The organism is Burkholderia sp. JPY481, from assembly GCF_038900515.1.
Taxonomy (GTDB): domain Bacteria; phylum Pseudomonadota; class Gammaproteobacteria; order Burkholderiales; family Burkholderiaceae; genus Paraburkholderia; species Paraburkholderia youngii.
The window spans coordinates 22,871-37,163 of record NZ_JAYMRT010000012.1 but is presented as its reverse complement, the minus strand read 5'-3'; the positions used below and the strand labels follow the sequence as shown (position 1 = coordinate 37,163).

General features: G+C 59.2%; 10 protein-coding genes and 2 pseudogenes. 5 read left to right on the top strand and 7 right to left on the bottom strand.

The genetic code is table 11. The features are described from left to right. Positions 1-288 precede the first annotated feature (288 nt). The 4 genes from VSR82_RS25645 to VSR82_RS25630 all read right to left on the bottom strand — a co-directional run bounded on the left by VSR82_RS25645 (position 289) and on the right by VSR82_RS25630 (position 3,889). Positions 289-1,530 (bottom strand): MFS transporter, encoded by a 1,242-nt coding sequence (locus VSR82_RS25645; protein ID WP_498858207.1) that lies wholly within the window; start codon positions 1,528-1,530, stop codon positions 289-291. Positions 1,531-1,703: 173 nt separating this feature from the next. Next, positions 1,704-2,825, bottom strand: a complete 1,122-nt coding sequence (locus VSR82_RS25640; RefSeq protein WP_429463444.1) for a porin — start codon at positions 2,823-2,825, stop codon at positions 1,704-1,706. Between the two features lie 247 nt (positions 2,826-3,072). Continuing rightward, entirely contained in the window at positions 3,073-3,438 is a 366-nt protein-coding gene (locus VSR82_RS25635; RefSeq protein ID WP_368581491.1) for a hypothetical protein, read from the bottom strand. Beyond that, entirely contained in the window at positions 3,428-3,889 is a 462-nt protein-coding gene (locus VSR82_RS25630; protein WP_410848503.1) for a hypothetical protein, read from the bottom strand. Before VSR82_RS25630 ends, VSR82_RS25635 begins: the two co-directional genes overlap by 11 nt. A 301-nt stretch (positions 3,890-4,190) precedes the next feature. Between VSR82_RS25630 and VSR82_RS25625 the strand changes: the two genes are divergently transcribed. Then, positions 4,191-4,895, top strand: a complete 705-nt coding sequence (locus tag VSR82_RS25625) for a GntR family transcriptional regulator (protein WP_368581489.1) — start codon at positions 4,191-4,193, stop codon at positions 4,893-4,895. 189 nt (positions 4,896-5,084) lie between these two features. On the opposite strand, the gene VSR82_RS25620 is transcribed toward VSR82_RS25625, so the two are convergent. Next, complete coding sequence (locus tag VSR82_RS25620; RefSeq protein ID WP_498858206.1) at positions 5,085-7,577, bottom strand: glycogen/starch/alpha-glucan phosphorylase; 2,493 nt, start codon at positions 7,575-7,577, stop codon at positions 5,085-5,087. 764 nt (positions 7,578-8,341) lie between these two features. Between VSR82_RS25620 and VSR82_RS25615 the strand changes: the two genes are divergently transcribed. Then, entirely contained in the window at positions 8,342-8,890 is a 549-nt protein-coding gene (locus VSR82_RS25615) for an aspartate carbamoyltransferase (RefSeq protein WP_410848400.1), read from the top strand. Between the two features lie 685 nt (positions 8,891-9,575). Here the strand turns inward: VSR82_RS25615 and VSR82_RS25610 are convergent. After that, a complete protein-coding gene (locus VSR82_RS25610) occupies positions 9,576-10,208 on the bottom strand; it encodes a CGNR zinc finger domain-containing protein (protein ID WP_429463438.1) in 633 nt (210 codons plus the stop codon). 70 nt (positions 10,209-10,278) lie between these two features. Between VSR82_RS25610 and VSR82_RS25605 the strand changes: the two genes are divergently transcribed. Then, positions 10,279-11,235: an EamA family transporter gene (locus VSR82_RS25605; protein WP_429463436.1), complete on the top strand. Its 957-nt coding sequence runs from the start codon at positions 10,279-10,281 to the stop codon at positions 11,233-11,235. A 36-nt stretch (positions 11,236-11,271) separates the two neighbouring features. On the opposite strand, the pseudogene VSR82_RS25600 reads toward VSR82_RS25605, so the two are convergent. Next, positions 11,272-11,611, bottom strand: a pseudogene (locus tag VSR82_RS25600) (3'-5' exonuclease); the annotation flags it as partial. A 32-nt stretch (positions 11,612-11,643) separates the two neighbouring features. On the opposite strand from VSR82_RS25600, the pseudogene VSR82_RS25595 reads away from it, so the two are divergent. Together VSR82_RS25595 and VSR82_RS25590 are read left to right on the top strand one after the other, a co-directional pair. After that, a pseudogene (locus VSR82_RS25595) lies at positions 11,644-12,025 on the top strand (site-specific integrase); the annotation flags it as partial. A 740-nt stretch (positions 12,026-12,765) separates the two neighbouring features. Then, positions 12,766-13,998, top strand: a complete 1,233-nt coding sequence (locus VSR82_RS25590) for a YncE family protein (protein WP_498858205.1) — start codon at positions 12,766-12,768, stop codon at positions 13,996-13,998. The last annotated feature ends 295 nt before the right edge of the window (positions 13,999-14,293 follow it).

Sequence of the window (14,293 nt, the reverse complement as noted above, 5' to 3'; positions counted from 1 at the left end):
CGGTGGGGTGAACGTCGCCCGCGCACTGAATTTCAACGGCGCGGGGACAAGGAATGCGAGCAGAACGGATGGCGCTGTCGCATCTGCGAGCCGGAAAGGATCGGCAGCAGATGGATTTTGAATAGCAAAGAAGCGGCGACTCCCTTTGCGAAGGAGTTTTGTCAGGTACGAGGCACCGTTGAATCAGCGCCGCGATCTGGCCGAAGTTTCGTATGTGACGCTCCGAATCATGCAGCCGATCGGGCTTGCGATGCGTTTGACGTAGGGGCGCCGACGCATCGCCTTGCGTTACGACGCAACCGCCTCGATGCGGCCGCTGGTCCCCGGATAACGTCCGAGCGTCAATATCAGCGCACACGCACCAACGAGGACGCACGGGAGCACGACCAGGAGCAGATCGTAACTACCGTGCCTGTCGAAATAGGCGCCGATGCCAAGCGGGCCGACGACGGAGCCCAGGCAATATCCCGAGAAAGCGATTCCGTACAGGGTGCCAAACAGGCGCATTCCAAGATACGCGCGCACGAGGTAGGAAATCAGGTCGCCCTCGGCGCCAATCGTCAAGCCGATCAGCGCCGCGGCCAGCAACAGCACCTGATAGTCTCGAGAGATATGAAACAACAGGATGCCGGCGGCGCCCCCCAGAAAGAACAGCACAGCGACCAGAGGAGCATGCACATGATCGAGCAATACCCCGGTGAGGAGTCGGCCCGCCAACAGGCCCACTCCGAGCATCGAAGCACCGCGTGCAGCGTCTTCCACGTTGAGGCCCCGATCGATGAACATGCTGGGAAGGTGCGGCACCAGTGCGAGCGTACAGATCGACCCCAGCATGAAAGTCAGCCAGATCGCCCACAACCGGTAACTCTTCATCGCGCGCCCGAGCGTCAGTCCTTCCGCACACACTGGTACGGTTGAGCGCTGATCTGGCGCGTCGATCCTGCGCTCCCTCAGTAGCGAACAGGCCACCAGCATCAAGGGCAGCGACGCGCCTCCGAGGATGACATAGGCCGAACGCCACCCGAAATGGGTCACCAGATATTGCGCGAAAGTCGGCATGACCATCGACCCAACGCCGAGACCGCACATAGCCAGTGCGAGCGCGAGGCCGAGACGACGATCGAACCATTGTGGAAATACCGCGAGGTAGCCCAATACTGAGACCGCCGCGCCGACGACTCCGATCAGCCCGGAGAGTCCGATCCACATGATCTTGCTGCCGTCCTGCTTCGACATGCAGATGACGGCGAGGCCGAAAGCGACGCCAGACCAGAAGATGACGCGCCGAATTCCGAACCTGTCCATCAGCATGCCGATGAGTGGACTGCCTATAGCCATGCCAAGCAGCGTAGCCGAGAACGACAGCGACATTTCCATCCGGCCCCACCCGAACTCCGCCGCGAGTGGCCGGGCGAAGATGCCCGGTACCGAGTTAAACGACGTCACGCCGGCAAACATGCCGATTGCCGCGCCGATCACGATCGAAACATAAGTCCACCACCCGATGGAGCGGATACCCTCGCGATCCATGCCATTCCTCCTGGATCCAAACCAACGTTTCAGCGACGCAATAAGCGTCTATTACATTCGGCGTGAATCGACTGCCCTTATATTGCGCCGGTTGCGGCTTGCACAGGTGGTCACGCGCCACGAGAACGCCCGGCAGCACCACTCCCGTCGCCCGGCGCCTGTAGCCTGGGGCCTCAAAACATGTGACGAATGCCGATCTCCGCACCGAACTGATTGCCGCCAGGAGCCGGCGCGGCAGGCACCGTGCTCGCCGCGGAGACGGAATAGATGCCGCCTTTGCCGTTGTTCTTCAGGTAGGAGAGCACGCTGTATACCGCGGTGCGTTTGCTGAAGTTGTAGTTGACGCGAACCGTACCAAGGGTGCCGTCGGCATCGAACGCAGTGTTATCGATCCGAGAAATCTGCGCTTCGAACGTCCAGGCCTGATAGGGGTAGGTCGCGCCAAGATATTCGAGGTCGGTAGTGGCCGATTTCACGTCCCCCTGAATGCGCCGGTGCAGCCACCCGGCGCCCAGTTGCACAGGCCCGACGAAGAGCTTGGCGGCAACCTGGTACCGCCGATCAGTATCCGATGACTTCGTGAAAGCGATGCCCGGCAAGCCGGGAACTACTGTGACGGGTGCCGCTCCCGCTCCACCGCGCTGCTCGTCATAGGTTGTCGCGATGCCCCAAGCGTTAGCGTCATACTTGAGCATGGCGGACACAGCGCGACAGGCCAGAAAGTCATTGCCGCTCTGGCCCGGGCAGTTGCCTGCCGGACTCGAATCACGACCGAACGAATAGCTCGCCCCCACGGTCAAGCCAGCGAATGTGCCCAGATACACCACGTCGCTATCGAAGCGTGCCGCCAGCAGGTAAGGATCGAACGAAGCCAGACCACCCATCCCGCCTGAGCCAAGGATATTCGAATCATACATTCCCCAGGTCGTCATGCTGTACTGGCGCCCGAAGGAGAGTTGCCCCCAAGGTCCAGCCAGGCCGGTGTAAGCCTGCCGGCCGAACAACCGGCCACCCTGCTGCAACGAGCCGTTGGACATCGAGAATCCGCTCTCCAAGGTGAAAATGGCCTTCAACCCGTTGCCGAGGTCCTCCGAACCTTTGATGCCCCAGCGCGACGCCGCGTCACCACCGCCAATCACCGGCATACGCACAACAGTCCCTCCGGTCGGCGTTGCATGCGTGATGTATTCGACACCGGTATCGACAAGCCCGTACAACGTGACCGAGTTTTGAGCAAACACCGGTACCGATGTCATCGCGCAAGCCGCAAGGGCGGCTATCTTTGTCTTCCTCATTTCATCTCCTTTTCTGTGGAAGGCAAATCACCTTTCACCAATGATCATGAATTTGCGGGTGCGCCGGGGATCACGCGTACGGAACGGAGTCCATACATCGCGATGCCCTCCTAACGCATCCGTAGTACGCCGAATCAATTGATTGGTATTTACTGATTTACCTCGCGGCTGAACTACGTCCAGCGATAACGGGACCACCCGTGTCGATGGCGTTTTCTCCATCGCGTGTGGCCGCGAAAATGACGCATCAAACGACGTTTTCTGCCTTGCGACGAATGACCGACAGCAATTCGAGCGCTCGATCCGCCGCAGCCTTGGCGCCCGGCCGGTTTCCGCGCACGTATGGCGGACGCAGATCTTCGATTTCGGAAAGCGCCTTGACCATCTCTTCGTCAGCAACACATAGACGCCGGTACTCGTTCACCGTCAGCAGATAAGTATGAAATACGTCGGCGCCAGGACCCGTCGCACCCGTTCCATGCAGAACTGCGTTCAGCCAATGCGTGCCTGCCAGCATCGCCCCCTCGATCTTCATTTCGCAGTCGTCGTCGGCGCACTTCTTCAGGGATCGCTCGATGCGCCGCGCAGCTTCGAGATGTTTTTCAATGTCCATGCGCGTCTCCTTGCAGGCGCTCATTCAAAAGCCGCTGGCACCGCGCAAGCGCTGCGTCGCATTCGGCGACGATGGCTGCCGTCGGTACCACGCCTTCACGCACGCATGGATCGCGGTATCGTTCTACAGTCTCCATCAGGTGCATCATCGATTCGATGTCTTCCGGTATCGCAGCCTCGATTACCGGGCGACCTACATGCAGGATGTCGCCGAGCGGTCGAAATTCGGTCGTCAGCGAGCCGTCGGCGCGAGGCACGAGATAAACCCCCGGTTGTGTCGGATGGATGTCGTCGCTCGCGGTAACCCCCGCGCAATGGAGCGCGGCATTGACCGCATGGGTGCCTGCGGTCATGCCGGCCCAAAACCAAAGTTCGAAGTCGACGAGCGGGTCAAAGCGATTGCGCAGCAACTCCAGTCTCGCGATCTTCTCCAGGTGGGACTTCACATTCATTTGCTCAAAACCTCCTTCCGCGTGGCCCAGCACATTGCGTCTCCAATGTCTGCAAGATACGGCGCGTCGCACAGGCGAGTCAACACTTCTATATAGGAGTTAAGGGAAACTCCTATATAGAACATTATGATCAGACGGCAAAAACTCTTGATTTGGATAAAATTAAGCATTACATTCATGCATAGGACTGGCGCCTGATACGGCGCGTGAGGAGTTCGATGCTCCAGCGGCAGGTCCCCGAGTACATTTCCCGCGGTTAGGGAGTTCGTCACGGGGATTTCAACGCAGTGTTTGGAAAAAAATGACAAAACTATCCATGGTGTCGGAATCGATCATCCGGCACATCGAAACTGGCGACCTTCGCGAGGGTGACCGGCTGCCCTCCGAGGGCGAACTGGCGGCCACGCACGGCGTGAGCGTGGGCACCGTCCAGAAGGCGCTCATGCAACTCGTGCATTCGGGACTCATTACACGCGAACAGGGCCGCGGAACATTCGTGTCGGGCGCGCGCGTGGCACCCGCGGACGTTCGCTATCTCCGCTTTCGCGATGCCGACGGTAATGACTTGCCCTCCTATGTTCATCCGCGTTCAGTGAAACGCCTTAAGCGCAAGGGGCCCTGGTCCGACTTCCTCGGAGGCGAAGGCTACGTCCGCATCGATCGTGTCATCAGCGTGGCTGGCCGGTTCGATCTGTATACCGAGTTCTGGATGCGTGATGAGGATTTCTCGGAACTGGGCGGACTCGATCGCGCTGCGCTCGAACGAAACTTGCGAGAACTGGTCGCCCAGCGTCTGTCATTGCCGACGCAGCATGTCGACCAGTGGATCAGGTTTGATCCGCTGCCTGACGTTGCCGCGAAAGAGTTGAAAATTGCAAGTGGCCAGCCAGGGTTCATCATGGAATTGCGCGGATATACGCTGCGTAACCGTCCGCTTTATTTCCAGACAGTCTATTCAGGACCGTTCTCCGACCGGCTGGTCGTTATGCGGGAGAGCGGCCAATGAGCCCGCTTGGTTTTGGCGCGAGTTCGACCGAACCAGGGGAATTGCCCTCGGCCGCCTCGCAAATGAAGTTCGCGATGAGAACGCGCCGAAATATCGAATGATTGCATCATGGCCCGGCATTTTGTCGGAGCGCCCGGCGAAGGCCCTGCGGAAATGCTTGATGGCGGCATGAGCCGGTCGCAATTAAGGTTAGTCAAGCGCGATCCTGACCGGAGAAATATTCCAGATCCGCTCACAATACTCGCCGATCGCGCGATCGGACGAAAATTTCCCCGAGCGTGCTGTGTTGAGGATCGACATCCGCGTCCAACGTCCCGGATTCTGCCAGGCGACGCTTACAAGTTCCTGGCACGCCACATATCCAGCGTAGTCGGCCAACACCAAAAACGGATCGAAGTTGCGCAGGTTGTCCACGAGCGGACGGAACACCTCCCGGTCGCCGCGCGAGAAGTATCCTGACGAGATCAGGTCCAGCGCTTCGCGCAACTCCGCATTGCCCTCAACGTGAACTTGAGGGTGATAGCCCTCGCGTTTGATACTCGTCACCTCTTCAGCGGACAAACCGAAAAGGAAGAAGTTTTCCTCGCCCACCTCCTCACGGATCTCGATATTCGCACCGTCCAATGTTCCGATCGTGATTGCGCCATTCATCATGAACTTCATGTTGCCGGTTCCGGATGCCTCCTTGCCAGCCAGTGAAATCTGCTCTGACAGGTCGGCAGCCGGATAGATGAAATGGGCATTTTTGACGTTGAAATTTGGGAAAAACACGACCTTGAGCCGCCCCTCCATTGCCGGGTCGTTGTTGACTACTTCGGCCAGACCTGTCATCAGACGAATCATCAGCTTGGCCATCGTGTAGCTCGGTGCCGCCTTGCCGCCAAAGATGAAACAACGCGGCACCACGTCTTGCTCCCGGTGGCGGCGAATACGCTGATAGAGCGTAATGATGTAAAGCAGATTCAGGTGTTGCCGCTTGTATTCATGGATGCGCTTGACCTGGATGTCAAACAATGCATCGGGATCGACAACGATGCCCGTGCTGTTCCGTACGAGCTGCGCAAGATCCGCCTTATTGCATCGCCTGACGCGACGCCAGTCGTCCTGGAAAGCCGTGTCGTCGACGTGGGACTCGAGTGTGCGAAGACGCGCCAGGTCGGTTACCCATCCCTCGCCCACCGTCTGGTCGAGCAGGCGCGCGAGACGCGGATTGCCCAGCAGCATGAACCGGCGCGGTGTGACGCCGTTGGTTACGTTGTCGAACCTCTCAGGCCACAATTCGGCAAAGTCGCGCAGCACTGTCTGTCTCAGGAGCGTCGAATGCAGTGCGGCCACACCGTTGATCGCGTGACTGCCGATTGTCGCCAGATGGGCCATGCGGATCTTCTTCTCGCCGGTTTCGTCGATCAGCGACATTCTCGCAATACGCGCTTCGTCGCCGGGATAGCGTTGCCGGACCTCAGCGAGAAACCGACTATTGATCTCGAAAATGATCTCGAGCGGGCGCGGCAACAGGTTGCGAAAGAGCGGCAAACCCCATGTTTCCAGGGCCTCGGGCAGCAGCGTATGGTTGGTGTAGGCAAACGTGCGCTGTGTGATGTTCCACGCCTGCTCCCAGGGCAGGCGTCGCTCGTCCACGAGCAGACGCATCAGTTCGGCGACCGCGATCGACGGATGCGTATCGTTCAACTGCACGGTGAACATTTCCGCGAAGCGTTCGACCGGCTCGCGCCTGCGGTCGAGCAGGCGCAGCATGTCCTGCAGCGAGCACGAAACGAAAAAGTATTGCTGTGCAAGGCGCAGGCGCTTGCCGGCGTCGGGTTCGTCGTTGGGATAAAGCACCTTGGACAGCGTTTCGGAATTTACCTTTTCCTGCACGGCCTGGTAATAGTCGCCAGCATTGAAGTCGTGCAGGTCGAAGGACTCGACAGCCTCACTCTTCCAAAGCCGCAACGCGTTGCACGTGTTGACCCGGTATCCAAGCATTGGCATATCGCAGGCCACGCCCTTCACCTGGTGCGCCGGTATCCAGCGCACGCGAAAGCCGCCCTGCGCATCGAACTCATATTCTGTATGGCCGCCGAAAGAGACATAAAAGTTGACGTCGGGGCGCACGAACTCCCATGGATTGCCACGCTGAAGCCACTTGTCGGTCACTTCTGCCTGCCATCCATCACAGATTTCCTGTTTGAAGATGCCAAACTCGTATCGAATGCCATATCCGATTGCCGGAATTTCGAGCGTCGCGAGCGAATCCAGATAGCAGGCAGCCAGCCGCCCAAGCCCCCCATTGCCGAGCCCGGGCTCTTCCTCGATCGCCAGCAGCGTATCAAGCTCCTGGCCGAGCGCCTGCATGGCGGCGCGCGTGTTGGCTTCGATCCCGAGGTTGACGAGGTTATTGCCGAGTTGCGGTCCAATCAGGAATTCAGCGGAAAGATAACAGGCAACCCTTAGTTCCCGGGCGGTGTAGCCCTCGACGGTTGCCGCCCAGCGCCCCAACATGCGGTCGCGCACGGTATGTGCAAGGGCCATATACCAATCATGCGCGGTGGCCAAGGCAGGATGGCGGCCTTGCAGACAGATGACGTTCTCGACAACGCCATGCCGCAGCGCATCGACATCCAGCCCACTGCGCGCGTCGCCAGTTCTCTCTTTTATGCCGAATCCTTCAAGAGTGCTCATGTTGCTTCCTCCGCGAGTTGCGGTCGGTTCGCGATCTGCGAAGCTGCATCAGCCGCACGGGCATTTCAATGGCGTCCCATTTAACTCACGCAGTGGGTCAGGTAACCGGACGGCGTTTCTGACCTGAAAACGAGAGCCCGCGTGCAGCGGTCGCTAGCGACAGTCCCAGAAGTCCAGACCAGCGGCCTATTACCGCCAAATCTAGTGCGCGGATTTGAGTTTCGACCTTCGCTTCTGCCTGGCAGAGGAGGCCAAACGTGTATGGCGAACGCCCAAAGTCCAGTGCGCAGCGCCGGAGCGCGCTGTGGTTCGGTTCAACTTATCCGCTCATAGGTATCAACGGTATTTTACGTTCACGCGTATGGCACATGCACTCGCGATCGCGAGTCTTGGTTGAGTCGATCCAAAACAAGGCCGATCAGTCGATGGCGCGATCAGCCGCGACATTTGGTATGCGTACGCGCGTCACTGCGGTGCTTCAAGTCCACCCACTACGGCGAATCGTACGGTCGCCCCACTCAAGGGCTGCTAACGTTTAGGGTTATTCGACGCCTGCCTTCATTCACATTGCTGTGAGCGTGTCGCGGCGCCTGCGGACAGGCGTCGCTCCCTGCCGGATACGTCGGGGTCATGTCGACCCACCGCCGCCTTTCGCGCCAATGCAAGGGCTATGGCCGGTTGCAAGCCCGAAGGGACGTTCGCCAATACCGGAAACGGACATTGAACGCTAGACTATGCGTTCTCTATTTCGATTGGAGCAACTCATGTCACGCCCGTCGGCGGCTGTTGTCGCGCTCTCAACCGCGGTCCTTCTCGGAATAGCTGTTCTTTCGTCGCCCGCTATCGCCGACGTTACGGCACGCCAGAGGGAAGTGGAGCAACACGGCACGGAGGTGATGCCGTTCTCCCTTGCGGCCACCACACACATCTTTACGAAGACGGCCGACGGCGGAATCCAGCAGGTCGTCACGAAGCATCATGATCCGAAGCAGGCCGCCATGATCCGCGGACACTTGGCCATGATCGCCCGGCATTTTTCGGAGGGAGATTTCAATGCGCCGGAGCTAATCCACGGCAACGACATGCCGGGCCTAGCCGTGCTACGTACCGCGAAGCCGGGCGAACTGACGATCCACTATCACGACTTGCCCGATGGAGGCAAAATCGTATATCACGCGGACGAGCCTCGCCTCGTCATGGCGCTGCACGAATGGTTCGACGCCCAGTTGTTCGATCATGGCCACGACGCGATGGCAGGGCACGATCCAAGCATGACGCACCATCATCCGGCAGACGCCTCGACAGCGGAATAGATAGCGCACACGATCAGGATGCCAATGATTGGCCGGTCCGATTTCCCGCTCGGTCAGTGGCGGGTCAGCGCCGGACCTTTGACTTGTTACGAAGTCAGAAGTAAGCGCCGAAGGGCCGCTCGTGGCCGGCAGCACGCATTCATCCCCGTCGCCGGAAAGCAACCATTGAAAATTCCATAGTCAGCTCTGGAAACAAGTTGGCAGAACTGCGCTCGCGTTGCGTTGGAAAGTCCGGTGACGACGCCTACGCCGACAAGGTTATCTGGTCACGAATACCGTTCCAGACCATGAGGTCGACTGATCCATCACCTTGTCGAACTTGATGATCACCGACACGACACGCATGGAAAACCGTGTATAGACTTCGACGTTGATATCCAGCGCCGGCAACGGGATCGAAGGTGGAATTCGAACTCGCCGGCCTAGCGAAGCTCAGCCTCCTTCTTCTCGCGGAAGCGAACGGACACTCTGCCTTTCGAAGAAGCTGTTCACCGCGTTCTTGTCACCTTCGCCCAGCCGCCTTCAACGGACTCTGCTTCTGCATGCTCAGCGACGGCCGCTTCATCAACCGGCAGACGATGCCAGACGACACGTCACACCGGAATCGCTTCGCCCTAGCCGCCGATTGTTTTGAGCAACACATTTCTTCACAGATACCTGCGACGCATGCCATCGTTGTAGACGCTCAGGAGGATTCACGCCCCCGCGCATAGTTACGCCTTGCTTTCGCGCAATTGCCGCAATCCCCCATCGAACACCAGCGCCTGTTTTGCGCACGGCTCTCATCGACGAAAAGCCATCCGCAGCCGCGCGCGTCTTCGCACTGCTTGATCCGTTTCGCGCGTGGCCCCGTCAGGAGCCCCAACGCCGAGACGACGAATGGCCTTATCAACGCCGCGGCGCGCAACGCGTTCGCGTCCCATGACCAGACGTACCTACCGTTTCTGTGCAGCAGCGTTGCGCCCGGCGTCTCGACGCTGAGCAATCGAAACAGCAACGACAGGTCCGCGGGCGTCTTCTTTTCCCTCGCGGCTCCGTAGAGGGCGGCATACATCGCCTCGCGGGCTTCGATCGCAAGCCGGTATGCGTTGTCAGCCGCCCTGGGATCGCTCTTCCAATGGGCGCGGTACGCACGCAGCAGGCCATCGTCGACCAGCCGCTGCTCCCTCAGCACAACCAGCAATGAGCGGGCGGACTCGAGCCGCTCCTGAGGCTCCCCGGTTAGTCTCCATGCGACCGTATTCACGAACGGTATGCAAGGGTCCTCGGTGACGATGAATGCGCTGCTCGCCTGTGACGCGGTGTTGACCATGCTCATAGCCGACTCCTTGCAAAATACCGACCGTAGTCTAACCTGTTAACCGGTTATGTATTAGTGGAAAGCGCCAATGCGTGTACGCTTGCTCATCGCGTTTTCAATCATCTACGTCGTCTGGGGGTCGACGTATCTTTGCGTCGCCATCGCGTTGCGCTCGTTCCCGCCACTGATGCTGATGTGCATCCGCTGTCTGGCCGGCGGGACCATACTGCTCCTTTGGGGTGCCTTGCGCGAACGCGACCCACTGACGCCGCGAACGCTGCTGCTGGCAATTGTTTGCGGACTCCTGTTTTTCGTAGGTTGCCATGGGGTATTGGCGCTCGCGCAGCGGCATGTGCCGTCCGGACTTGCCGCGGTCATGCTCGCCACGATCCCGTTCTGGATCGCCCTGCTGCGCCTCCTGCTACCGGGTCGACGCGCGCCTTCGCGGTCCGTATGGCTCGCGCTCGGCGCGGGCTTTGCGGGGGTAGGCGTCATTGCCTGGGCTCCCTCTTCGTCGGGGGCTATCGACGCGTTTTGGCTCGCCGCGCTGTTAGGCTCGAGTCTTTCGTGGGCGCTCGCAACCGTCGCCGTGCAAAACTTCGGCGGCACGAAACAAGGCCTGAGACTTTCGGGGATTGAACTACTCTCAGGCGGCGTCGTGCTTGCAGCGCTGAGCGCAGGAGCCGGCGAAGCGCAGCTTTTCCGACCGGATCGAATCTCAGGATCCTCGCTCGTCGCGTTGGCTTACCTGACGATAGCGGGTACTGTCGTTGCATTTTCGGTGTACGTGTGGCTGCTCGACCGTGTTCAACCGACGTTGGTCGCAACGTACACGTTTGTCAATCCTGTGGTGGCGGTCGTGCTAGGGTGGCTTTTTCTGGACGAGCAGCCGAGCATGGGGATGCTCATTGGCGCGCCGTTGACGATCGGCGCGGTATGTGTCGCATGGCGGCTGGAACAAAGAAACCCCACCCGGCGGACGCAGAAGCGCCGCGATCTTGTCGCATCGTCACTTTCGCAAGGCGGGCAGGACTGCGATCGCTAATCGTCGCGACCGCCGAGCAGATGGGCATTTCCACCTTCAGGCGGCTCGCGCCGGCTGCTCGACCTGTGCCTCAGTTACGAATCGCGAAGCGAAGTTCTTTTGAGGTGCCGGAAAACATCAGCGTCGCGCGCGGGTCATTGCTACGTAGAACAGTCGCCGCTCTTCTGGCTCGGTTGATTTGGGACCGGAACGATGGTCTCTTCGGAGCGTGTGATCCAGACTTGGTCCCACTCAAGCTCCTTCGAACTGTTCATCGTCGTGAGCATGAGCACGTCGGTGCCGGCTCGTTGTTGTCCTGGCGAAAGGACAGCAGCCGCTCGGCAAAGGTGTCGTTCAAGCGTGAGATGACGTCACACGTCGCCTGGATGGTGCGGATGCCGTTTTCCTTTTTGGTGTGCTTGAGCATCCCGGGTGCGAGACGTCTGTCATGAGGAGCACATCGCCAGCCGGGCGACGATCATGCAGCAGAAGACACAACGGCCGGTACAGTTTGAGATTACCGAGCAAACCCGCGACAGCGTGATGGCATAGATACGGCACGCGGGGCTGCATGGAACCGGCTTCCTGTTCCCGAGCCGAATTCACGAGTCTCCTCACTTGTCAACGCGACAATATGCGCGGCTGGGGCCTCGACGACACCGCTGACGGTGCGCATACGATGCACCGGACCAAGGCGTCGTTGATCTATCGTCGCACGAAGAATCTCCGCGCTGTCCAGTTGTTGCTCGGCAACACGAAACTTGAAAGTACAGTCCGCTACCTTGGCATCGAGGTAGATGACGCACTTGAAAGGCGGAACAAACAGGCGCACTTCCAGCGCCGCGGTATGCTGCATGCAACCACGCGTGAAGAAGGAGCATCAGCCCTGATGCCTCACTCGACTTCGTGGCGCGTCGGCCGACGCGTCGCGTGGAGCGCTTTTAGCTCGCACACCCGATGCCGACGGCCAGTAGTGCGAAGATGCCGCACAATTGAGCCCCAAGCAGTGCACCGACCGACGGCTGGAGTTTGTTCATCGAAAACACCACCCGACATCCGTCAACCATGGTCGCCAGCTGTGCTACGTCCCGTGCGGCGTCGTCCCATAAGATTTGATCCGGACAATGGCCCGGTGCATCCTTCAGCTCACATTCCAGAATCGACTCCGACGGCGCGCGTCTTATCAGTCTGCAGTTAGCTGAGCGACGTGTTCAAGTGCAAACCGGTGCTAACCGATTGCATCTCGCCGCGACGGGCACCCTTTCGTCAGCTGTTTTTGACGCGAAGCCCGAGCATGGTGGTATGGCGAACTTCGCGACATTGAATGGCTAAAAGTTCCGCTCTGCATTGCGGAGTCGCCTTGTTCAGGGTAGCGGCAGCGGCAACGCTCGACGGAAACCTTATGAAAAACTGAAGCAAATCACGTTTGATACCTGGTGAATACGATACGGACGACTACTTAATGGAAAGCGTATGCTGTAGCGGCGGATTCCACTGTTGCGGACGCATTGACGAAGCTCGACATATTTCAACGATCAGAGGAGGTGGGCGATGCGAAGGTACATTTTGGCAATTGCAATGGCGGTTGCGTCGGTGGCGGTCGTTATTGCGGGCTGTGGCGGCGGGGACAACCTTACAAGCGGGCCGCATTATGTATCGGACATTGCCGTGCCGAACATCAAGACCGGCGTCAACTTTTCGTTTGATATCGGCGTCGTTTCCGGTAGCCATTACTTTTTTACCGACAGAAATAACGCTTCGCTGGATCAGATCGACATTCCGTCGAAGTCGTTCGTCAAGGCAATCCAGGGGAGCGGTCCGCTCGCGTTTACGGGACTTGGACCCGGTCCAAATTCGCAGGCCGGTCCGGACGGCGCGACGCCTGTCGGCAGCCTCATCTATGCGGGGGACGTGAATTCCGTGAAGATCGTCGACCCTGCAGCAGGGGCAGTGATAAGCAAGATAGTGGTCAGCACAACCGGCGTGCGCGCAGATGAAGGTTGTCTCGATTCGACCCATGGCATCTTCATGATCTCGAGTCCGGAAGAGAACCCGCCCTTCGCGACATTCATCAACACGGCAACTCAGACCGTCGTGGCAAAGGTCACATTCACTGACAACGCGGGTAAACCCACTGCCGGACTCGAAGCCTGCCGGTACGACGCCACGAGCGACAACTTCTACGTGAACGTAGACGGCAGCACGACGAATCCTCATGGTGAACTCGTAAAACTGCCGGGAGCATCTGTTCGGGCAATACCAAACGGCGGCACGCAGAACTATACAACCCTTGCGGGCGTCGCGATGTATGGGGAAGGTAACTGCGATCCTACTGGGTTGGCGCTCGGGCCTGGGAACGATATTGCGGTCGGTTGCCGAGAAGGGACGACTGGCGCGCCGTTGCTCATGCAGATTATCGATCGTTCAAACGGCGCCCTCCTGGCGTCCCTCAACGCGGGTGGAGGTGATCAGCTTGAATACGATGTGTCCACCAATCGCTACTACAACGCGGCAAGCCGTTGGACTTCTTCCGGCAATGCCTCGACGAATGGCGCCTGCTCGGCAGCATCGCCGTGTACGCCAGTACTGACCATTGTCGACGCCGGTTCCCGCAGCGTTGTCACTCGCCTGAACACTGGTAACAATGCGCATTCGGTTGCAATCGACCCGGCGACAGGGCTGATTTTCGTTCCCTACTCTTCGGCGACATCGCCAGCAGGATGCCCGAGTTGCGCCGCAAATGGATTCGTCAATGGCGGGGTCTCGGTGTTCGCCGCAAGGTAGCGTCGATCCACACCCGCTTCCGCTTTGCGGGACCTGTCGACCCGTGTGCTCTAGCGTGACCATTGATTGGAAGACGTCGCCGCTTCTCGGATGTACAGAGCGACGTTAAATCACTCCTGCTAGCGTGCGATCTATCACGCGGGGCTGTGCTCAACGATGCAGCCCCATCAGGACTGCATCCTGGTCATCGGGGGCTGCCCTGCGCGCGCAAGGTGGACTGCGTCCTCCGGGAACGGCTTACGATGGGGCCTGCCGTCGTTAATGACGGAGGCGAGAAGCAGCGAGAAACACTCGC

Bases quoted from the DNA above. Each gene is read 5' to 3' on its own strand.
- VSR82_RS25645 (WP_498858207.1), bottom strand. From the start codon at position 1,530: ATGGATCGCGAGGGTATCCGCTCCATCGGGTGGTGGACTTATGTTTCG.
- VSR82_RS25640 (WP_429463444.1), bottom strand. From the start codon at position 2,825: ATGAGGAAGACAAAGATAGCCGCCCTTGCGGCTTGCGCGATGACATCG.
- VSR82_RS25635 (WP_368581491.1), bottom strand. From the start codon at position 3,438: ATGGACATTGAAAAACATCTCGAAGCTGCGCGGCGCATCGAGCGATCC.
- VSR82_RS25630 (WP_410848503.1), bottom strand. From the start codon at position 3,889: ATGAATGTGAAGTCCCACCTGGAGAAGATCGCGAGACTGGAGTTGCTG.
- VSR82_RS25625 (WP_368581489.1), top strand. From the start codon at position 4,191: ATGACAAAACTATCCATGGTGTCGGAATCGATCATCCGGCACATCGAA.
- VSR82_RS25620 (WP_498858206.1), bottom strand. From the start codon at position 7,577: ATGAGCACTCTTGAAGGATTCGGCATAAAAGAGAGAACTGGCGACGCG.
- VSR82_RS25615 (WP_410848400.1), top strand. From the start codon at position 8,342: ATGTCACGCCCGTCGGCGGCTGTTGTCGCGCTCTCAACCGCGGTCCTT.
- VSR82_RS25610 (WP_429463438.1), bottom strand. From the start codon at position 10,208: ATGAGCATGGTCAACACCGCGTCACAGGCGAGCAGCGCATTCATCGTC.
- VSR82_RS25605 (WP_429463436.1), top strand. From the start codon at position 10,279: ATGCGTGTACGCTTGCTCATCGCGTTTTCAATCATCTACGTCGTCTGG.
- VSR82_RS25590 (WP_498858205.1), top strand. From the start codon at position 12,766: ATGCGAAGGTACATTTTGGCAATTGCAATGGCGGTTGCGTCGGTGGCG.